Source organism: Schaalia vaccimaxillae DSM 15804, from assembly GCF_000420425.1.
Taxonomy (GTDB): domain Bacteria; phylum Actinomycetota; class Actinomycetes; order Actinomycetales; family Actinomycetaceae; genus Pauljensenia; species Pauljensenia vaccimaxillae.
The window spans coordinates 191816-211536 of the sequence record NZ_ATUX01000006.1 but is presented as its reverse complement, the minus strand read 5'-3'; the positions used below and the strand labels follow the sequence as shown (position 1 = coordinate 211536).

Annotated in this window: 19 protein-coding genes; 18 read left to right on the top strand and 1 reads right to left on the bottom strand. The window is 56.8% G+C overall.

What is annotated here, in order from left to right:
• The first annotated feature begins 4 nt into the window (after nucleotides 1-4).
• The 3 genes from G439_RS0103960 to G439_RS11090 all read left to right on the top strand — a co-directional run bounded on the left by G439_RS0103960 (nucleotide 5) and on the right by G439_RS11090 (nucleotide 1781).
• A complete protein-coding gene (locus tag G439_RS0103960) occupies nucleotides 5-697 on the top strand; it encodes a histidine phosphatase family protein (protein ID WP_022867892.1) in 693 nt (230 codons plus the stop codon).
• A gap of 89 nt (nucleotides 698-786) precedes the next feature.
• Nucleotides 787-1368 (top strand): hypothetical protein, encoded by a 582-nt coding sequence (locus G439_RS0103955; protein WP_022867891.1) that lies wholly within the window; start codon nucleotides 787-789, stop codon nucleotides 1366-1368.
• Nucleotides 1365-1781: a hypothetical protein gene (locus G439_RS11090; RefSeq protein WP_022867890.1), complete on the top strand. Its 417-nt coding sequence runs from the start codon at nucleotides 1365-1367 to the stop codon at nucleotides 1779-1781. Before G439_RS0103955 ends, G439_RS11090 begins: the two co-directional genes overlap by 4 nt.
• Here the strand turns inward: G439_RS11090 and G439_RS12350 are convergent.
• Nucleotides 1755-2024: a hypothetical protein gene (locus G439_RS12350; protein WP_083940774.1), complete on the bottom strand. Its 270-nt coding sequence runs from the start codon at nucleotides 2022-2024 to the stop codon at nucleotides 1755-1757. The two genes, G439_RS11090 and G439_RS12350, sit on opposite strands and share 27 nt — an antisense overlap.
• Before the next feature lie 39 nt (nucleotides 2025-2063).
• On the opposite strand from G439_RS12350, the gene G439_RS0103945 reads away from it, so the two are divergent.
• From G439_RS0103945 to G439_RS11085, 15 genes are all read left to right on the top strand, one after another.
• Nucleotides 2064-2552, top strand: a complete 489-nt coding sequence (locus tag G439_RS0103945) for a SixA phosphatase family protein (RefSeq protein WP_022867889.1) — start codon at nucleotides 2064-2066, stop codon at nucleotides 2550-2552.
• Nucleotides 2553-2656: 104 nt separating this feature from the next.
• Nucleotides 2657-3418 (top strand): YebC/PmpR family DNA-binding transcriptional regulator, encoded by a 762-nt coding sequence (locus G439_RS0103940; protein WP_022867888.1) that lies wholly within the window; start codon nucleotides 2657-2659, stop codon nucleotides 3416-3418.
• A gap of 87 nt (nucleotides 3419-3505) precedes the next feature.
• A complete protein-coding gene (gene ruvC, locus G439_RS0103935; RefSeq protein ID WP_022867887.1) occupies nucleotides 3506-4135 on the top strand; it encodes a crossover junction endodeoxyribonuclease RuvC in 630 nt (209 codons plus the stop codon).
• A 51-nt stretch (nucleotides 4136-4186) separates the two neighbouring features.
• Nucleotides 4187-4789 carry a Holliday junction branch migration protein RuvA gene (gene ruvA / locus G439_RS0103930; RefSeq protein WP_022867886.1) on the top strand — a complete coding sequence of 201 codons (603 nt, stop codon included), beginning with the start codon at nucleotides 4187-4189 and terminating at the stop codon, nucleotides 4787-4789.
• Nucleotides 4790-4808: 19 nt separating this feature from the next.
• On the top strand, nucleotides 4809-5837 hold the full coding sequence (ruvB, locus tag G439_RS0103925; RefSeq protein ID WP_424133826.1) for a Holliday junction branch migration DNA helicase RuvB: 1029 nt from the start codon (nucleotides 4809-4811) through the stop codon (nucleotides 5835-5837).
• 136 nt (nucleotides 5838-5973) lie between these two features.
• The gene (locus G439_RS0103920) at nucleotides 5974-6402 is read left to right on the top strand and encodes a preprotein translocase subunit YajC (protein WP_022867884.1); all 429 of its coding nucleotides are present in this window, start codon (nucleotides 5974-5976) and stop codon (nucleotides 6400-6402) included.
• A 31-nt stretch (nucleotides 6403-6433) separates the two neighbouring features.
• A complete protein-coding gene (gene secD / locus G439_RS0103915; RefSeq protein ID WP_022867883.1) occupies nucleotides 6434-8467 on the top strand; it encodes a protein translocase subunit SecD in 2034 nt (677 codons plus the stop codon).
• On the top strand, nucleotides 8467-9546 hold the full coding sequence (gene secF / locus G439_RS0103910) for a protein translocase subunit SecF (RefSeq protein WP_022867882.1): 1080 nt from the start codon (nucleotides 8467-8469) through the stop codon (nucleotides 9544-9546). The genes secD and secF overlap by 1 nt, the downstream gene beginning before the upstream one ends.
• A complete protein-coding gene (locus G439_RS0103905) occupies nucleotides 9543-10082 on the top strand; it encodes an adenine phosphoribosyltransferase (protein ID WP_022867881.1) in 540 nt (179 codons plus the stop codon). Before secF ends, G439_RS0103905 begins: the two co-directional genes overlap by 4 nt.
• Nucleotides 10083-10126: 44 nt before the next feature.
• A complete protein-coding gene (locus G439_RS0103900; RefSeq protein ID WP_026459368.1) occupies nucleotides 10127-12454 on the top strand; it encodes a RelA/SpoT family protein in 2328 nt (775 codons plus the stop codon).
• 148 nt (nucleotides 12455-12602) lie between these two features.
• On the top strand, nucleotides 12603-13997 hold the full coding sequence (locus G439_RS0103895) for a DUF349 domain-containing protein (protein ID WP_022867879.1): 1395 nt from the start codon (nucleotides 12603-12605) through the stop codon (nucleotides 13995-13997).
• Nucleotides 13998-14002: 5 nt separating this feature from the next.
• The gene (locus G439_RS0103890) at nucleotides 14003-14722 is read left to right on the top strand and encodes an MBL fold metallo-hydrolase (RefSeq protein WP_022867878.1); all 720 of its coding nucleotides are present in this window, start codon (nucleotides 14003-14005) and stop codon (nucleotides 14720-14722) included.
• A gap of 110 nt (nucleotides 14723-14832) precedes the next feature.
• A complete protein-coding gene (gene hisS / locus G439_RS0103885) occupies nucleotides 14833-16182 on the top strand; it encodes a histidine--tRNA ligase (protein ID WP_022867877.1) in 1350 nt (449 codons plus the stop codon).
• Nucleotides 16183-16186: 4 nt separating this feature from the next.
• On the top strand, nucleotides 16187-17866 hold the full coding sequence (locus G439_RS0103880) for a dynamin family protein (protein ID WP_026459367.1): 1680 nt from the start codon (nucleotides 16187-16189) through the stop codon (nucleotides 17864-17866).
• A complete protein-coding gene (locus G439_RS11085; RefSeq protein ID WP_051125690.1) occupies nucleotides 17863-19488 on the top strand; it encodes a GTPase in 1626 nt (541 codons plus the stop codon). Before G439_RS0103880 ends, G439_RS11085 begins: the two co-directional genes overlap by 4 nt.
• The last annotated feature ends 233 nt before the right edge of the window (nucleotides 19489-19721 follow it).

Below are 19721 nucleotides of genomic sequence, written 5' to 3'. Positions count from 1 at the left end.
ACCGATGGAAATTGTTCTTGTGCGACACGGTCAGACTCCGGCTAATCGGGTGCGAGCTCTTGACACGTCCCGCCCGGGGCTGCCTCTGAGTGAAGAAGGTTTGATCCAGGCAGATCGCCTTGCTGCGCGCTGGGAGTTAGAGGTGGCCGCCCCGCCAACTGTTGTGGCGGTGTCGCCATTGACGAGGACGCGCCAGACTGCGGCTCCTCTATGTCGCAAGTATGCGATCGAACCACTCCTGCGATCAGGATTGCGCGAGCTGCGCAGCGGAGATATTGAGATGAACGATGATGTTGTCTCCGATATGGCTTATATCGAGGGCACAGGTGCCTGGGCGCGAGGACGCCACAGCCTTCGCATGGGGGGAGGAGAGACGGGGCGCGAAGCCTTGGCTCGCGTGCTGCCTGTGATCCTTGAAGTGGCCAGTCGTGTGCGCCAAGAAGGCGGGGAACGAGGCGTTGGAGTGTGCGTGGCTCATGGGGCAATGCTGCGTCTATTGGCTCCCACTTTGGCTCAAAATGTTGATGGTGAGCTGGTGATGAATCACTTCATGGGGAACACGGGAACAGTGGTTCTAGTCTGGCCAGCACATTTTCAGCCGACCTCGGTCAGCCAGCTTGTTGGTGCTTTGACGGCGCGAACGTGGAACGATCGTCCTATTGACGAGTGGAGCATCCCTAATCAATCAGCCTTTTAAGCTTGATGAAATTAGAGTCAGTCAAATATGCTTGATTTAGGGTCAATCAGCCTTTGGTGGCTGATTAGCTGAAGGGGTGAAATGCTTCAATGATTGTCATCACTGTCGATCAAGTGAACTCGCGTCACGAATTCGATCGCATTCCAACACTCCTTGAAACGCTAACAACATCCACCACACAGCTACTCGAACGGACAGCCGGGGATGAGGCTCAAGGAGTTTTTAGCGATCCAGGTGATGCTCTCAGGGTGATCCTATGGGCCATACGTGATGGACATTGGCATCTTGGCATCGGCGCAGGACAAGCAACAGTGCCCGCTGGCGATACCCCTCGGGCAGGATCGGGGCCAGCATTCATTGCGGCTCGAGAAGCTGTAGAGGCAGCGAAGTCCGAACTCAACTCCATTGCTGTTCGCTCTCAAAGTCATCCGATCGAAGCTAGCCAACTCGAATCACTACTCAAACTTTATGCAGCTCTAGCTCAGCGACGTACCCCTCGACAATGGGAAATTATTGATGCTTTCATCGAAGGAGGCAGCGGTAAGGGTGCAGCCGAGTTGCTGGCAGTAACAGCGCAGACAATCTCCCAATCTCTTCAGGCCTCTGCGTGGAGAGAAGAAGCGGGGACATATGGATTAGCACTTGAACTCCTGAAAAGGATCTCACGATGACTTGGACTCAATTTCTCGTGTTCTTTTCCGGATTGCTTGTGGCTGTCGCACTTGGATGGGCGCTGACAATCCTGGTTCTACGTGTTGCGCGCGTGTCCGATGCGGCCAGTACAACGGTTGAATCTGCCGACGGCCCCGCTCGTCTTCTTGAGTATCAACCTCAACCCAGTCATATCCTACGAGGCGGAAGATGGATCGGAATCCTTGAAAGGATAGCCGTCTACCTGTGCATTGTTACGGGAACTCCAGTTCTCATCTCAGCAGTCATCGCCGTTAAAGGACTGGGTAGATATCCGGAACTCAGGGAAAATCCGGCCGCAGCAGAACGCTTCCTCATAGGTACTGGAGTCTCCATCCTTGTCGCTGTATTAACCGGATTAGCTGCGTTAGAAATCAGCAATCTCTTGACTTAAAGGCATCTGATCGAGAGACGTCGCCCTCGGATCATCCCTCAATGCCACATCGATAATGCGATAGGGGAAAGACCGATACCTCATGTAGTCGGCTAAGAAGTCAATGTGCGCATCGCACGACAGCCATATCTTGGTTCTTTTTCTTCCAATCGCAGGATTGCGCCACACGATCGCCCTCGTTGCCAGCGACTGGCATCCTCTGGCCGAACACGCAAGATCTTCGGGGCCACGCGCTAGAGCCATACCTACCTCCATTCGCTGGATAACTGTAATCTCACAGGCATGGAAAAACGCACCCTCATCCTCGTCCGCCACGCACAGGCAGGCAACGCGGCATCCGACTTTGAACGTCCACTGACCAGGGTGGGAGCTGCGCAAGCCGCAGGATTGGGACGCCAACTTGCCGACGTCGTTCCCGTCGTCAATCAGTGCGCGGTCTCGGCTTCCACACGGGCCGTCCAAACGGCGGCGGCTCTACGGCGAAACCTCGTCATTGAAGAAACCTGGAACGACCTGTCCCTGTATCTTTGTCAGATCGATTCCTTCATTGAAACAGCACGATCTTTCACCGGTGACGTTGCCATGATTGTCGGGCACGAACCAACAGTATCGTCGGCTGGGGCTGCACTGGTGACTCCAGACCTGCGCGCCCAGATCGGATGGGGCGTTGCCACAGCGACGGCGCTGATTTTGGAGTTTGACGGCCAGTGGTCAGATCTCGACTTGGAAATGTGCTCGCTTCACGTTGTCCACCAAGAGTTGTCTGCTTAGAGTTTCGTCACTAGTTGCAGGCCAGCAATGAACCTGGGCCGAGGGCTGGCGGCGCACATGGTTAGAATTGCGTCGAATGTAATCAATCCCCAGAGGGAGCACTGATGTCGGGACACTCTAAGTGGGCGACCACCAAGCACAAGAAGGCGGCCATTGACGCCAAGCGCGGCAAGCTCTTCGCGCGACTCATTAAGAACATTGAAGTTGCAGCCCGAACCGGCGGTGGCGACCCTGCTGGCAACCCGACCCTGTACGACGCGATCCAGAAGGCGAAGAAGAACTCGGTCCCGGCCGACAATATCGATCGCGCGGTCAAGCGTGGCTCCGGTGCAGAAGCCGGTGGAGCCTCCTACGAAACCATCATGTATGAAGGCTACGGCCCCGGTGGTGTGGCTCTGCTTGTCGAATGTCTGACGGATAACAAGAACCGTGCAGCCTCCGATGTGCGACTCGGCTTCAACCGTTCCGGCGGTTCTCTGGCCGATCCAGGATCCGTCGCCTACCTCTTCTCTCGTCGTGGCATCGTCGAGGTAGCAGCCTCTGACGGTGTGGATGAAGACACCATCATGGAAGCCGTCCTTGACGCTGGCGCCGAGGAAGTAACAGACACTGGTGATGGCTTCGTCATCGAATCCGAACCACAAGATGTGGTGGCTGTTCGTACTGCTTTGCAAGAGGCCGGTATCGACTACGATTCCGCGGAAGTTCAGTTCGTTGCCTCCACCGAGGTCGAGATGGACGTTGAAGGGGCACTCAAAGTCCAACGCCTCATCGACTCCCTCGAAGAGTCCGACGATGTTCAGAACATCTACACCAATATGTCTTTGTCTGACGAGGTCCGTGCTGAGCTCGAAGACGCTGAGTAGAAACCAGTAGATTTCTTCAAGAAGACGTGACATCTGCGGGCGCCGGAGGGATCCGGCGCCCGCAGATTCCAATGGGAGGCCAAGAACATGCGCGTGATGGGAATCGACCCGGGTATCACCCGATGCGGCCTCGGCGTCATCGACGTCGACGCAGCCCGACGTGCCACTTTGGTCCACGTGTCTGTAGCTCGATCCCAGCAAGACCTTGCGACACACTTCAGGCTGCGCACCATCGCCGACGCAATCGATGACGTGATCGCAACTTACGAACCCGAGGTCGTTGCGATCGAAAGAGTCTTCGCCCAAGACAACCTCCAATCCGTGACCACAACTATGCAAGTAATGGGCGCGGCAATGACCTGCGTTGGACGCGCGGGGCTGCCTATGGCGGTGCACACTCCTTCTGAAGTTAAATCAGCGGTCTCGGGCAATGGCAATGCTGACAAGGCTCAGGTCCAGGCAATGGTCACCAGAATCTTGCGGCTGGCAAAACCGCCAAAGCCTGCTGATGCGGCAGATGCTCTTGCCATTGCTATCTGTCACGCATGGCGGGGAACTGGCCTGCTGGGAGCAGGCGATGATTCACAGGTGTCTGTTTCTTTGTCGGGCCGATTAACCTCGAAGGGGCAGATGACGCCTGCGCAAAGGGTGTGGGCCGAGGCTGCGGCTGCGCAACGCCGTACAGGTGCAGTCGATCCTCGGCTCAAACGCCGCTAGGATCGTACAGGTGTTCGCATATGGGATGGTTTCCATCGTCAGGAGGAAGCAGTGATTGCACAGCTGAGAGGAACAGTCGAGAGTATTGGCCTCGACGAAGCCGTCGTCCTCACTGCCTCAGGCATTGGATTCCGTGTCCACATCACTCCTGCACTCGCTCAAAATCTGGCTGTTGGACAAGAAACGATCCTTCATACCTCGATGATTGTCCGCGAAGATTCGATGACTCTTTTCGGGTTCCTCACCGCCGACGAGCAACGCGTCTTCGACACTCTCATGACCGTTTCGGGTATCGGACCAAAGATCGGATTGGCCTCCTTGGCCGTTCTGAGCCCCGATGAGTTACGCAGAGCAGTGCGAGATCAAGATATCGCCATGCTCCAACGCATCCCGGGAGTCGGGCAAAAGTCAGCCAAGCGCCTCGCCCTCGAAATCGGCGACAAACTCGGCCAACCCGCGTCGCTGGAACAAGCGCCGGCTCGTACTTCAGGAAGCCCCGACGAAGCGGAACCAGAAGTCAAAGCAGCGCTGATCTCACTCGGCTGGAGCGAAGCAGTGGCAGCAAAAGCCCTTGAGCCGCTCACCGGCCAAGGCCTGGGCCCCTCGGAACTGCTCAAAGCTGCACTTGTGAAGCTGGGAGGCACCCGTGGCTGAACAATTCGACGCTGAGTCAATGGACATGTCTGATGCCTTGCGCATCGTTGCCCCAGACGCTGGTGAACTTGAAAGAGCTGCCGAGGCGGCTCTGCGTCCGAAAAAACTCAGCGAATTCGTCGGCCAGCAGGTCGTTCGTAACCAGCTTCAGCTCGTCCTCGACGCAGCGCGTGCCAGAGCAGTGGCTCCCGATCATGTTTTGCTGGCAGGGCCCCCTGGCCTTGGCAAAACAACGCTGGCCATGATTATCGCCGCCGAGATGGGAACTTCCCTTCGCCTAACTTCCGGACCCGCAATTCAGCACGCTGGCGATCTAGCCGCAATTCTGTCGGGCCTGCAGGAAGGCGACATTCTCTTCATCGATGAGATCCACCGCCTCGCTCGCACCGCTGAGGAAATGCTCTACCTGGCCATGGAAGATTTCAGAGTCGACGTGGTCGTCGGAAAAGGACCTGGCGCAACCTCCATCCCGCTGACGCTGCCACCTTTCACTGTTGTCGGAGCAACCACGCGTTCTGGTCTTCTGCCCGCCCCCCTGCGTGATCGTTTTGGATTCACCGCGCACCTGGAGTTCTATGAAACAGAAGAACTCGAATCTGTAGTCACACGTTCGGCCGGTTTACTGGGAGCACCTATCGAAGGACAGGCAGCTCATGAAATTGCGTCCCGATCAAGGGGTACTCCGCGGATTGCTAACCGTCTGCTGCGCAGAGTTGTCGACTTTGCCCAGGTGCGGGGCAATGGTGATTTGACGCTCGAAGCCGCTCAAGGAGCCCTTGAACTCTTCGAAGTGGATCGCAGTGGATTGGATCGTCTTGATCGAGCTGTCCTTGAAGCGGTATGCAAGCGTTTCGCCGGAGGCCCAGTGGGGCTGACAACGCTGGCAGTCACAGTGGGAGAAGAAGCTGAGACCGTTGAGACGGTCGCCGAACCCTACTTGGTGCGCGAAGGATTCCTGGTCCGCACAAATCGCGGCCGAGCAGCGACAACAAAAGCTTGGCAACACCTTGGATTAACGCCGCCGCAGGAGACGATGCTCTTCAATTAATACGGCTTCTTTTCGATGGATTCGCTCACGGATTTGCATCCGCGCTTCGGTCACATCGACCTAGAAGCCATTCGCCCATTACACTGCAACGGGCGCGCATTTGCGCGGCCGCTTCGACGTCAACGAAAGAGTTCACATGCCCGCCGCGTTCCAGCAGTACTCGATGTACATTCTTATCGCCGTCGTTTTCATCGCGATGATGTGGTACTCCAACCGCTCTCGTAAGCGGATGATGGAACAGCAGCGCAAGCGCGAAGAGGAAATGCTTGAAAAACTCGTTCCCGGCGCATGGGTTCACACGGCGGTTGGTTTCTGGGGCCGTTTTGTCGATGCCGACGGTGATGTCGTCGTCCTCGAAACTGTTGATGGCACCGAAATGTACTGGGATCGCTCAATGCTGCGCGAGGTCGGTACCGAACCTCCCTTCGCATCTGAAGGCGAAGTGATCGACGAAGGAACTCCAGATGAGCAACCAGTCCTAGGACTCAGCCCGGTTAACGACGATGTGATCGTTGCCAACGACGAGGTTATTGACGAGGCTCAGTCCTCCGACGAAAACAAGTGACCCGCTTCGCGGGTGCGTAGAAAGAAATAACGTGGCTACCAAGAAACGCCGACCCCTGCGTTCGCTGGTTTTCCTTGCGGTTACGATCGCGATGGCAGCTGGCACGCTGATTTTCGGAAACGCCTCAAAGGGCGTGTCCTATGTTCCTGACCTGGCCCTCGATCTGCAGGGAGGCACCCAGCTCATCCTCACGCCGACCTCGGCTGATTCGGATGGACGTCAGATCACGGAGGACGACATCGAGCAAGCCATCGCAATTATCCGTAATCGCGTCGATGCTTCCGGTGTGGCCGAGGCCGAGATTGCCTCAATGGGCACGTCAAATATCGTGGTTTCCATTCCAGGTCGTCCCTCCCAGGAGACACTGGATCTCATTCGTAAGTCATCGCAGATGAACTTCCGTCCGGTCCTTCAGGTCGGCTCGGCACTGACGACCGCCACTACTGGCTCAGAGCAGGCTCCTAGCGTGGATTCGGCTGCAAGTAGTCAAGCGCCACAGTCAGGGCAAACCAGTGACGATGCTGCGCAGTCAGCGACACAGGAGTCGTCTGAGTCGGCCCAGTCGAGTCAGTCTGGCGAACAGAACGCCCAATCTGCACCCCAGGTCCAGTCCAGTGCGATCGATGAAGAGACAGCCTTGACCCTGGCTGATCGTGATCAGGATGGACAGCTGTCGGCCGAACCGGCTGACGCTCCAGAAAATGCGTCCGATCTTGGGTGGGTCACGGAACAAGTTCTTTTTGATTTCTACACGCTTGACTGTTCGGTAGCGGGACGCACTGAAGGAACGCCCGAACAGCCCTATGCCGCTTGTGACGCCAATGGCATGTACAAGTACATTTTGGGGCCGGTTACCGTTCCTGGTTCTGATCTTGTCGCGGCTGGCGCAGCCCAGGTCCAGGCCAATGGTCAGGCCACAGGTGAATGGGGAGTCGATCTGCAATTCAATAGCGATGGCACGAAGGCTTTTGCTGATTCTTCGCAGATTCTCTTCTCCTTCCACGACTCGGACCCAGAGGGCCAAACTTCCGCTTTCCGGACCCCTGACCGCAATCACTTTGCGGTGGTTCTTGACGGCGTCGTCATTACTTCGCCTTCGATGAACGCGGTGATCACCAACGGCCAGGCACAAATCACTGGTTCTTTCACCGCTAGCTCGGCAACAGCGCTGGCTAATCAGCTCAACTTTGGTTCACTACCGTTGAACTTCGAGGTTGAATCCGAGCAGCAAATCTCAGCCACCCTGGGTTCTGACCACCTGCGTATGGGCCTGTACGCCGGCGTCATCGGTTTCCTTCTGGTCATCGTCTACCTGATTTGGCAGTATCGAGGACTCTCTCTCATTGCGGCCGGCTCCCTTCTCATTGCCACGCTCGTGACCTACTTGACCATCACCTTGCTGTCATGGGGTATGGGTTACCGCTTGTCCTTGGCGGGCGTTGCTGGCTTAATCATGGCGATTGGTGTCACAACTGACTCCTTCATCGTGTACTTCGAAAGAATCCGAGACGAAGTTCGCGACGGTCGTCCACTAACTGCCGCCGTTGAAGAAGGATGGGATCGAGCGAAACGAACCATTCTGGTCTCCGACGCCGTGAACCTGGTGGCTGCCATCGTTCTCTACATGTTGGCCGTAGGCGGTGTTCAAGGCTTCGCCTTCACCCTGGGCGTAACCACTGTGATCGACCTTGCGGTGATCTTCCTCTTCACCCACCCCGCAATGGAGATGCTCATTCGCACGAAGTTCTTCGGTCAAGGGCACAAGCTCTCCGGCCTCGACCCGGAGAAGCTGGGTGCAGCCTCGTCTTTGGCTTACGCCGGTCGTGGTCGCGTCGTGTCAAGGGGCGCAACATCTGCCTCCAGCCCGTCGTTGGCTGGCAACACTAGCAACGAGGACGAGGCCGCTCCGAAGTCACTGGCTGAACGCAGGCGACAAGAACGGCTCGCCGCCCAGGCAGCTCAGTCGCAAGAAGAAGACGACGCTTCGGCAGCTGAAACGCTCAGCAGCGGTGAAGACGTGATCGAATCGGACTCCCAGTCCATGGATCAGGAAGGGGAGAAGTGATGATGAGCTTCGCCCAGTGGGGTAATGCCCTGTACGCAGGGGAAAAGTCCTATTCCGTCGTCCCCAACCGCAAGAAGTTCGTGTCGATCGCAGCAGCGGTCATCGTCCTGGGCTTTGTTTTGGCGGCTGTCCTTGGTCTGAATCGTTCGATTGAGTTCACCGGCGGCGCCCAATTCGATGTCACGAACGTATCCGACCAGTCCGAAACGAAAGCTGTTCAGATTGTTCGCGAATCAGGGTTTGCTGAAAGCACGAAGGTGACGCGAGTCGGTACCGATGGTGTGCGCATTCAGACCGAGGCCCTCGAATCAGCTGATGCGGCCGCATTGCGTGACGCTCTGGCTCAGGGATACGGCATCTCCGAAGCTGATGTCCAGTCTTCCTCGATTGGTCCCTCGTGGGGCGCATCTGTGACGGCCAAAGCCGCTCAGTCCCTCGTGATCTTCTTCGTCTTGGTCGCGATCCTCATGACGATCTATTTCCGATCATGGCAGATGGCGGCGGCAGCTCTCTTGGCGCTGGCTCACGATATTGCCGTCACCGTTGGCGTTTTCGCTGTCCTCCAATTCGAGGTGTCACCGGCCACCGTCATCGGCTTCCTGACCATTCTGGGCTATTCCCTTTATGACACCGTGGTGGTCTTCGATAAGGTCCGTGAACTAACAACCGGAGTCTTCGATCAGAAGCACTTCACTTTCGCCGAATACGTCAATCTGGCTGTCAATCAGACGCTTGTGCGTTCGATCAATACCTCGGTTGTGGCTCTGCTACCCGTTGGAGCAATTCTTTTCATCGGCCTTGCCACTCTGGGATCAGGCACACTGACGGACATCTCAATGGCACTATTCATCGGCATGATCGCGGGTACCTACTCATCGATCTTCATCGCTTCTCCGCTGCTGGTTCTGTTCAAGGAACGCTCCAAGCAGACCATCGAACACAATGAGTTGGTGTGCAAGGCTCGTTCGGGGGCTTCACCTTCGAATGAGTCCGTTCAGGCGGTTCGCGTGGCGCCCATTAAACCAGGACAGCGCCTCAATAACGACCACCAGCCTAAGCGGAAGAAGTCTCACCGGTGAGCGAAGAACTCAAGCACCTCGTTGGCGACCTCGTCGAGAAGAACCTCGGCTTAGTTGAGGATTTTCCCGAACCGGGAGTCCTCTTCCGAGATATTACGCCGCTGATTGCCAACGGACCTGCTTTCAAAGAACTTGTTTCAACCATTGCCGCCCACTATCGCGGCAAGATTGACGCTGTTGCCGGCCTCGAGTCTCGCGGTTTTATTCTTGGCGCTCCGCTTGCAGCCGAACTGGGAGTTGGCATGCTGACGATTCGTAAGGCAGGCAAGCTACCAGGACATGTCATCGGGGTGGATTACGCCCTCGAATACGGGACTGCTCGGATGGAGATTCATCCTGAATCCGTGTTTCCTGGATCGCGCGTCCTCGTCATCGACGATGTCTTAGCCACCGGAGGTACGGCCTCAGCGTCAGTGGAGTTGCTGCGGCGATGCGGGGCAGAAGTTACGGCTGTGGCCGTTCTTCTCGAACTCGCGGCCTTTAATGGGCGAAGCCAACTTGAAGGTGTTCGAGTCGAGTCGGCTCTTCTCGTCTGAGATACGATTCTGTACGTCAGATCACACGCGGTTATTATGACGCTATGACCGAAAATGCCTCGCCTAAGGGAACCAGACCTCCTGCCGCTAGCTCGTTGGTGCGCTCTGGCCTGGTATGGTTTGGCGCTCGGTCCAAGCCGACGATCCCTCAGATCGAACCTCTGATTCGTGCCCTTCGGGCAAACCATCCGAAAGCGGATGTCAGCGTCATCGAGCGGGCTTACCGCACAGCCGAACGATGCCACCGAGGACAGACCCGCAAGTCCGGGGAACCTTATATCACCCACCCTGTTGCGGTCGCCACGATCCTGGCAGAAATGGGCATGACAACACCCACGCTGGTTGCCGCCCTTTTGCATGACACCGTAGAAGACACTGACTACACGGTCGAACAGCTCACCGAGGAATACGGTGAGGCTATCGCTAATCTCGTTGACGGCGTGACCAAGCTCGACAAAGTCCAATATGGGGCGGCTGCCCAATCGGAGACGCTGCGCAAGATGCTTGTGGCGATGAGCCGCGATATCCGCGTACTGCTGATCAAACTAGGTGATCGCCTCCACAATGCCCGCACTTGGCGCTTTGTTCCGGCCAAGTCTGCTCAGGGCAAGGCCCGCGAAACCCTGGAAATTTATGCTCCTCTGGCACACAGACTGGGCATGAACATGATCAAGTGGGAGCTCGAAGAACTCTCATTTAAGGTCTTGTATCCAGAAATCTATGAAGAGATTGATCATCTTGTAGCCGAACGCGCCCCTCAACGCGATGTCTATCTGCGTGAGGTGATCTCTCAGATCGAAGAAGACCTGCGTCGTTCGGGAACCAAAGGAACTGTTTCTGGACGCCCCAAGAATCACTACTCGATCTATCAAAAGATGATCGTACGCGGCAAAGCCTTCGATGAAATCTTCGACCTTGTAGCAGTGCGTATCCTCGTCGATACCGTCAAAGACTGCTACGCGGTTCTGGGAGCTTTGCATGGTCGATGGAGTCCCATTCCGGGGCGTTTCAAAGACTATATTGCAATGCCCAAGTTCAACCTCTACCAGTCGTTGCACACGACGGTGGTGGGGCCCGGAGGCAAGCCTGTCGAGATTCAAATCCGTACATTCGAAATGCACGAGCGGGCTGAACACGGCGTTGCAGCCCACTGGAAATACAAGCAGAACCCGAATGCGGTTGGCCCAGATCCTGACCAGATGAGTTCAGATGAACAGGCCAACTGGCTGCGCATCCTCGTCGAGATGGAACGCGAAACTGGCGATCCAGAAGAATTCCTCGACTCCTTGCGCTACGAGATCGCTGGCGACGAAGTTTACGTGTTCACACCTAAAGGCAAAGTCGTCGTGCTGCCAGCCCACGCAACGCCAGTTGATTTTGCATATGCGGTCCATACCGAGGTCGGTCATCGAACTGTTGGAGCCAAAGTCAATGGTCGCCTCGTATCGCTGGACACCGAACTAGAATCGGGTGAAACCGTTGAGGTTGTCACCTCGAAATCCGACAAGGCTGGGCCATCAAGGGGCTGGTTGGCGTTTGTCGCATCGCCTCGGGCGCGATCAAAAATTAAAGCCTGGTTCTCGAAGGAACGCCGCGAGGAAGCCATTGAAGCCGGTAAGGAACAACTCGCTCGCGCAATGCGAAAGCAGAATCTGCCACTTCAACGGCTGATGAGCCACGAGAGCCTCCTCTCGGTTGCAACCTCTTTAGGGCACGCTGACGTATCGAGTCTGTATGCGGCTGTGGGAGAGAATCATGTTTCTCCCCAAAATGTGGTGTCCAAACTCGTTGAGAACCTCGGCGGTGGTGACGGCACGGAAGAAACCCTGTCCGAAGGAGTCACCCCGGGAGCTCCTCGTCCCAGGAGCCCTGGTGCTGACGGCTCTGGAATCATAGTTGCCGGGGTGAACGCCAACGAGATTTGGGTCAAAATGGCCAAGTGTTGCACTCCCGTACCAGGAGATGACATCGTCGGCTTCATTACGAGGGGAGCGGGGGTCTCGGTCCACCGTTCGACCTGCCACAACGCCATGCGACTCGAAGAATTACAGCCTGAACGCTTCGTTGATGTGTCCTGGGATTCAGACCGTTCAGGCCTGCCCTTCCGGGTTCAGATTGAAATCAAAGCGTTGGATCGGGGAGGTCTGCTTGTCGAACTGACAAAGACGCTGTCTGATTACGGCGTCAACATTCTGTCTGTCTCGATGAGTACCGCTACTGACCAAGTCTCTAACGGACGTTTTAGCTTTGAGCTTGCCGATTTGGGCCATTTGGACGCGGTTCTGTCTGCGTTGCGTCGCGTTGACGGAGTGTTTGAGGCGGTTCGTCTCACGGGGGAGTCTCCCAAGACTCGCCAAGCGGACAACTCCTAGTCAGTGTGCGGTTTTTGGACTCCGCTGTTCTTTCTGCCCTTCCTCGTCCTAGGATAGGAGAGGTGTGCCACACCGGCACCGGAGCATCACGAAGATGCTCGCTACGCGCCCGGGCTAGGACAGCCCCTCGTCCATTTGAAGGAACATCGTGACCGACACTCCGATTCCGCAGACCGATCCCACTGACTTCGATGCAGCCGCTCAGACAATCGTCCAGGCTGCGCCCGAGCATAATTCTGGAGCCGAGGAGACCCGCGCAAATGTGAGCGCCGAACCAACGTCGGCGCCAACGATTTCCTTCGCTGAAGTGCCAGCCCACGATTTTGCCAGGATTGACGAATCGGGGAATGTCTACGTCAAGGACGGCGATTCGGAGCGACTCATCGGAGGATACCCGGAAGGGGTTCCCGCTCAGCCGTATGCACTGTATGAGCGTCGCTTTGCCGACCTCGAGGCGACGGTCAAACTTTTCGAGGACCGGCTGTCCACGCTCTCGCCCAAGGACATCGATCAGACCCTCGTCACCATCCAAGAGGCCGTCGCCCAGCCCAACGCTATTGGTGACCTTCCAGCACTGCGTCTGCGAGTCGAAACTGTTGCCCAGGCGGCACAGGTACGCAAGGAAGAGGCGAAGGCTCAGCGTCAAGCTGCACGCGAAGCCGCCCTCATTGAACGCACGGCAGTCGTGGAAAAAGCTGAAGCCATCGTCGCCCAGGATCCTGAGAAGACCCACTGGAAGCAGTCGGGTCAGCAGCTGCGTGACCTGCTCGAGGAGTGGAAGAACCTGCAGCGTAAGGGGCCGCGCCTCGACAAGAGCACCGAGGATGAGTTGTGGAAGCGTTTCTCATCTGCTCGCACACAATTCGACCGACACCGTCGTCAATATTTCTCCCAGCTTGACCAGGCGCAGTCCGATGCAAAACGAATCAAAGAATCCCTGATCGCCCAGGCTGAGGCTCTCCAGACCTCCACTGATTGGGGCGCAACCTCAGGCGCCTACCGTGATTTGATGAATCAGTGGAAGGCTGCCCCGCGTGCCTCACGGAAGGAAGACGACGCTTTGTGGGCCCGTTTCCGCGCCGCTCAGCAGGTATTCTTTGACGCTCGTCGTGCCAAGGATGAAGCGACGGACGTGGAGTACAAGGCGAATTTGGAAGCCAAGGAGAAAATCCTCGTTGACGCTGAAGCCATTCTTCCCGTGACTGATTTGGACAAGGCCAAGGCTGCTCTTCGTGACATCCAGGACCGCTGGGACGAAGTCGGCCGCGTGCCTTCTGCTGACGTTCACCGTATTGAGGGGCGCCTGCGTGCCGTGGAGAATGCTGTGCGTCAGGCTGAAGAAAAGGAATGGCAGCGCACCAATCCCGAGACCAGGGCCCGAGCTGAGGGTATGCTCGGCCAACTCGAGGATCAGGTCGCTCAACTCGAATCCGATCTTGAGGCCGCCCAGAACGCCGGTGATACTCGCAAGGCTGACTCTGTGCGAGAGACGTTAGCAACAAAGAAGGCGTGGCTTGATCAGATCCGCGCATCGATGGCGTGAGCCATATGCGGATCCATATCCTTGTCTCTGACTACTATGCGTCCAACTGCTACATCTTGATACCCGACGGGCACCCGGGTGCTCTTGTAGTCGATCCGGCTGCTGGAATAACAGGTCAGATCCGTAAGGTCCTTGATGCAAGCAATGCTCGCGTTGGGGCTGTGCTGGCCACACATGGCCATCCTGACCATGTGTGGGATTGTGCGCAGGTGGCATCCTGGGATCAACCCGAGGGGGGACAGGCTCCCGTATACGTTCCCGGACCTGATATGTATCGAATGGAAGATCCGGCAGCGCACATTCCAATGCCGCCTCCCTTTGATATCGGGCCGTGGGTCAAACCTCAACACCTCGTGGAGTTTCCCGCTGGCTCGGTAGAGGTAGTGCCGGGAGTCTGGATGAAGATGGTGCCTGCCCCAGGTCATTCGGAAGGGTCAGCAGTGTTTATCGGACATTGCGACATCGAGGTCCTTGGAGTCGAGGCCACAGTGGATTCTCAAATTCCCGTCCCATGGGCACTCAGCGCAGATGTCCTTTTTGCGGGCTCAGTGGGCAGGACTGACATGCCCGGTGGAGATGAAACACAGATGCGGCATTCGCTTCGTACGATCTCCAACGCTCTTGATCCAGAGACGATCCTGCTTCCCGGGCATGGTCCCTCGTCAAAGCTGGCTCATGAGATTGCCTCCAATCCCTATCTGATCCGAGCAAGAACCGTTGGTTAAGAAGCTGCGCACACTGTTGGTGCCCGGTCCTGCATCAGGGCCGGGCACCGCTGTTGTGGTTGTGCCACTTTCGATTCAGCGGATCGGCATATGCATGGGACAATGGCCTCATGGCACGTACATCTCTTTCTGGATTCCCCGAATGGCTGCCCGAAGGGCGCATCATTGAACAGGCTGTTCTGGATCATCTGCGTGAAATCTTTGAATTACATGGGTTCAGTGGGATCGAAACACGAGCCGTTGAGACCCTGGAGCAATTGGAATCCAAGGGGGAAACTTCCAAAGAGATCTACCTTTTAGACCGTCTCCAGGCTGTCAAGGATGCGCAGGAAGGACGCCGCCCATCCAAAGAGCGGCGCATGGGACTCCACTTCGATCTCACTGTGCCATTCGCACGCTACGTCATCGAAAATGCCAATGAGTTGGATTTTCCTTTCAAGCGCTACCAGATTCAGAAAGTCTGGCGTGGTGAACGGCCACAAGACGGTCGTTTCCGTGAATTCACGCAGGCCGATATTGACGTCGTAGGTAATGGGGAACTCCCGTTTCACTATGAAGTCGAATTGCCTTTGGTCATGGCGCAAGCCTTGAACTCGCTGCCGATCCCGCAGGTCACGGTTTTTGTCAATAACCGCAAGGTTGTTCAGGGCGTATGCGAGGCAGTCGGAATTGAGGATGTTGAAGCTGCTCTGCGTGGCCTGGATAAGTTGGACAAGATCGGCGCTGACAGAGTCATTGCCGAACTTGGGGCAGCAGGAATCAGCGGTGAGCAGGCTGACACCCTTTTAGCTATGGCCAAGATTCGTTCTGACGACTCCAACGTGATTCGACGCAGTATCGAAGCGCTGGGTGTCACCGGAGAGCTGCTGATGGAGGGCTTGGACGAGTTGTGTGCGCTCCTTGATCGAGCTGGTGAGCGCATGCCTGGCGCGATTGTGGCCGATCTCAAGATCGCTCGCGGTTTGGATTATTACACGGGTTCGGTTTATGAATCGGCAGTCGAAGGTCACGAGGATTTAGGGTCAATCTGTTCGGGTGGACGCTATGACTCCCTGGCTCAAGACGGCAAACGTACCTACCCCGGCGTCGGTCTGTCGATCGGCGTGTCGCGTCTGGTGTCACGCATGATCTCTGCCCCGATGGTTGCCGCGAGCCGCAAAGTTCCCACCGCCGTCCTCGTTGCCGTTACAGACGAGGCTGATCGCCAGCGCTCCGATGAGATTGCTGCGCACCTACGGTCTCGGGGTATTGCCACCGATGTGGCTCCGTCTGCCGCGAAGTTCGGCAAACAAATTAAATTTGCAGACAAACGCGGCATTCCTTTCGTCTGGTTCCCATCTGACGAGGGCGAAACTGACACTGTCAAAGACATACGTAGTGGTGAACAGGTTGAAGCCCACGCTCACGAGTGGATGCCGCCAGAGGAGGACTTGCGGCCACGGGTTGAGGCTGTGAGCTAGTTCAATGACGCAGATCGAGCGGGTTGAACACCTCCGATCGGTTCTGACTCAGGTCAGACCGCTTCTAGATGTGTCGTCGCGCCAGGAAGGCGAGGCTGCTCGAGATCGCGCCTTGCGGCGTATCGACGACCACGTGATTCCACGCTTGGAGTCCCTTGATGCGCCGTTGGTGGCAGTAGTGGGAGGCTCGACGGGAGCGGGCAAATCCACCCTCGTCAATACTCTGGTGGGGCGAGTTGTCTCTACTGCTTCGGCTGTGCGCCCCACGACCCGGCGGCCACTTTTGGTCGCTAGTGAGCAGGATCTGCACTGGTTTGAAACGTCGAGGATTCTGCCGTCGTTGGCGCGGGTTCGCCTGGGTGACACTACGCGCGACGAATCGGCATCGTCGACAACAAGCCTTGGTATGACAACCTCCGAGGCGCTACCTGAATCTATAGCCCTCATTGACGCCCCCGATGTTGACTCGATTGCCGTAGATAATCGCGAACTGGCCAGACATTTGCTCGACGCGGCTGACCTATGGATTTTCGTCACGACTGCGGCTCGCTATGCCGATGCTATTCCGTGGCAAATCTTGGACGAAGCTGCCACACGTGGCATCGATATCGCAGTTGTGCTTAATCGTGTGCCCGAGGGTGCCAGGCAAGCCGTTGAGTCTGATTTGCGCCGAATGCTCAACGAAAGGCAGTTGGGACGAGCTCCGATCTTTACTATCGATGAGCAACCCTTGGAGGGCTCCCTTCTTCCGCAGCACAGCGTTGCCCCATTGGTTGAGTGGCTCCAAAGCCTGGGCGCAAGTGCTCAAAATAGGGCCCAGATTGCTCGTCGAGCTTTAAGTGGTTCGCTGGCGTCGGTGCGTAGTGAATGTCAGGTCGTCACGCAAACGATCGACGACCATAATGAGGCGGTAGAGCGGGCGCACAATATTTTGGCCGAGGAGATTTCGACCAGTGGGCAGCGGATCGCCACCTCGATTGGTGACGGGACTGTGCTACGTGGGGAGGTCCTAGCTCGGTGGCAGGAAGTCGTTGGCACTTGGGACATCAGCAGGAAGATCGACCAGACCGTCTCACTGCTACGAGATCGTCTAACGGCAATGATTAAAGGACGTCCTGCGCCGGTCGCTCCCGTGGAGGACGCGCTCGAGGACGGATTAGCTGCGATTTTGCGCGAAGAATTTTTGCGCGTACGAGAACGCAGCGAGGATCGATTTTTACAAGATCGTGCGTTGGCCCCGATCGTCGTCCACGCGGATACAGCATCCGAACTGGAGGCTGACTCTTTAGCCCGAGATGTCACTATTTCCTGGCAGCGACAGCTCCTTGAACTTATTCGCCATCAGGGCGGCTCGAAGAAGACCACGGCCCGTGTCATGGCGATTGGCGTCAATATCGTTTCCGTCGCGCTGATGATTGTTATTTTCTCTACCACGGGCGGTTTAACTGGAGCCGAGGTCGGCGTCGCTGGAGCATCTGCGGCGCTGGCCCAGCGTTTGCTCGAATCAGTATTTGGAGACCAAGCGGTGCGCGCTATGGCAGCGCGAGCCCAAGACATGCTCCTAGAGTCCAGCCAAACCGTCCTCTCGCAGCGCGTGGAGCCTCTGCGTCAAATGCTTCCTGGAACCATTGATGCTCAGACCCTTCAGGAGGCGACCGAAGGGGTACGGGGGCGGGAAGAATGAAGATATTACGCTCCAAATCGGCGGCTCCAACTATTGAGGAGCGCGCAGATGCGCTCGATCGTGTCCTGGAGCTAGCAGGGCAGGATCTTGATCCGCATACGCTGACCGATGTTCGTTTAGTGATGGATACCGCTGTTCAGAGGCGAGGCCTGGATCCGGCGACAACAGTGGTGGGATTGCTGGGAGCGACGGGGTCAGGAAAATCGTCCCTCGTCAATGTCCTGGTTGGTTCTGAGGTTGCTCGCACCGGCGTGACGCGGCCAACGACAACCCAAGCGTTGGCTCTTGTGAGTCCAGATACTCAGGCTGGCGATCTTCTTGATTGGATGCAGATTGCACATCGCCACGAATTAGATGCGGATTCACCGTGGCCTAGCGGAGTTGTTTTGGTCGATCTTCCTGACATTGATTCAGTGTCGGTTAGCCATCGGCAACTCTCTGGACGTTTAGCGCAACGTCTTGATCTGGTCATTTGGGTGGTTGATCCTCAAAAGTACGCAGATGGTGTCATTCACGAAGAGTGGATCATTCCATTGCACTCGCGCCAGGCAGAAGCGGTTGTTGTCCTCACTCATATTGACGAACTGACCCCATCGGATCGAAATGCGGTTGAAAAGGACCTGCGAAGACTCGTTGAGGCTGATGGCGTCAAGGGAGCGCGGTTCGTCTCGACCTCGATTATTACCGGCGAGGGCGTCGATCAATTGCGTGGGATTATCGCCGACGTTGCGGTCAGGATCCGTCAACAGTCGTTAAAGATCCATGCCGATTTGACGGATATTGCCAATCGGATCGGTGATGATTTAGGGATCACTGGGCCGGTTGATTGGGTTGATACCGACGGACTGGCTCAGGCTCTGGTCTCTCAGGCTGGGGATGCGGTCGGTGTACCCCGGGTGATTGACGCAGTGGGCGCGTCATACCGGCATCGTGCAGGACAACATACTGGCTGGCTGGCTTTGCGATGGTTACGCTCCTTGCGTGCCGATCCTTTGGCTGTTTTGGGTTTGCGCCCTCGCGATCGGTCTGGGGACGTGTCGTCACTGCATGTGCCTGACCTTCCGGCTGCTTCGATGACATCTGGACCGGCTCTCATGCGGTCTTTACGCAATGTGTCAACGGCTGTGACGCAGGACCGACCCGAGACATGGCAACGCCGAATGAAAGCGGTGATCCTGGAGCAGGCAGACGAGTTAGCCCATGAGCTTGATACCGCGGTAGCAGGAGCAGACTTGGGGCCCGTGACTAACCCACGGTGGTGGTCGGCTTCCAATGCACTCCAGTGGATCGGATGGTTGGTTGCTTTGGCTGGAGTGATCTGGTTGGGAGCCGTTCACTTGATGCGCCAATACTTCTTGATTCCTTGGGATCCACCACGGTGGCACGATATTCCGATTCCCGTATGGCTCCTTGTGGGGGGCGTGGTCGCGACAGTGTTCATTGCTTGTGTGAGCTGGTTATTGACACTTTTGGGGGCAGCGGGACGCAGACGGCGGGCACGAGCCAGCATTGACAAGTCCATCACAGAGGCAGTTGAGGCAACTATTGTTGCTGCCATAGTGGCCGAGGACGAACGCCAGGGTGCGATTGCAGATTCTTTGGCCCTTGCGCGCGCAAAGTGACGGATCCGAGGTTTTGTTCCAGGGCGAAGTTTGCGAGCTCGGGTCAGAGCTTGTGGCTCTGGATGCGCGGTGAGGGAATTCACCGGAGGCTAGAGGATATTGAAGTGTCAAAACAGATAGGGTGAGGGAGCGATGAGGCGCAGCCCCCTGTGATGGTGCCCGGATTTTCCGGTGAGTGTTGTTGTGGATGAGCGGAGCCGCGCCGAAGGTCGACCCCGACCCGGCCCGGGCCA

What these genes read in the sequence shown, in the direction of transcription:
- G439_RS0103890 (WP_022867878.1), top strand. Translation starts at nt 14,003, where the DNA reads ATGCGGATCCATATCCTTGTCTCTGACTACTATGCGTCCAACTGCTAC.
- G439_RS12350 (WP_083940774.1), bottom strand. Translation starts at nt 2,024, where the DNA reads ATGGCTCTAGCGCGTGGCCCCGAAGATCTTGCGTGTTCGGCCAGAGGA.
- secF (WP_022867882.1), top strand. Translation starts at nt 8,467, where the DNA reads ATGATGAGCTTCGCCCAGTGGGGTAATGCCCTGTACGCAGGGGAAAAG.
- G439_RS0103920 (WP_022867884.1), top strand. Translation starts at nt 5,974, where the DNA reads ATGCCCGCCGCGTTCCAGCAGTACTCGATGTACATTCTTATCGCCGTC.
- G439_RS0103945 (WP_022867889.1), top strand. Translation starts at nt 2,064, where the DNA reads ATGGAAAAACGCACCCTCATCCTCGTCCGCCACGCACAGGCAGGCAAC.
- G439_RS0103960 (WP_022867892.1), top strand. Translation starts at nt 5, where the DNA reads ATGGAAATTGTTCTTGTGCGACACGGTCAGACTCCGGCTAATCGGGTG.
- hisS (WP_022867877.1), top strand. Translation starts at nt 14,833, where the DNA reads ATGGCACGTACATCTCTTTCTGGATTCCCCGAATGGCTGCCCGAAGGG.
- G439_RS11090 (WP_022867890.1), top strand. Translation starts at nt 1,365, where the DNA reads ATGACTTGGACTCAATTTCTCGTGTTCTTTTCCGGATTGCTTGTGGCT.
- G439_RS0103955 (WP_022867891.1), top strand. Translation starts at nt 787, where the DNA reads ATGATTGTCATCACTGTCGATCAAGTGAACTCGCGTCACGAATTCGAT.
- ruvB (WP_424133826.1), top strand. Translation starts at nt 4,809, where the DNA reads ATGGACATGTCTGATGCCTTGCGCATCGTTGCCCCAGACGCTGGTGAA.
- ruvC (WP_022867887.1), top strand. Translation starts at nt 3,506, where the DNA reads ATGCGCGTGATGGGAATCGACCCGGGTATCACCCGATGCGGCCTCGGC.
- G439_RS11085 (WP_051125690.1), top strand. Translation starts at nt 17,863, where the DNA reads ATGAAGATATTACGCTCCAAATCGGCGGCTCCAACTATTGAGGAGCGC.
- G439_RS0103940 (WP_022867888.1), top strand. Translation starts at nt 2,657, where the DNA reads ATGTCGGGACACTCTAAGTGGGCGACCACCAAGCACAAGAAGGCGGCC.
- G439_RS0103880 (WP_026459367.1), top strand. Translation starts at nt 16,187, where the DNA reads ATGACGCAGATCGAGCGGGTTGAACACCTCCGATCGGTTCTGACTCAG.
- G439_RS0103900 (WP_026459368.1), top strand. Translation starts at nt 10,127, where the DNA reads ATGACCGAAAATGCCTCGCCTAAGGGAACCAGACCTCCTGCCGCTAGC.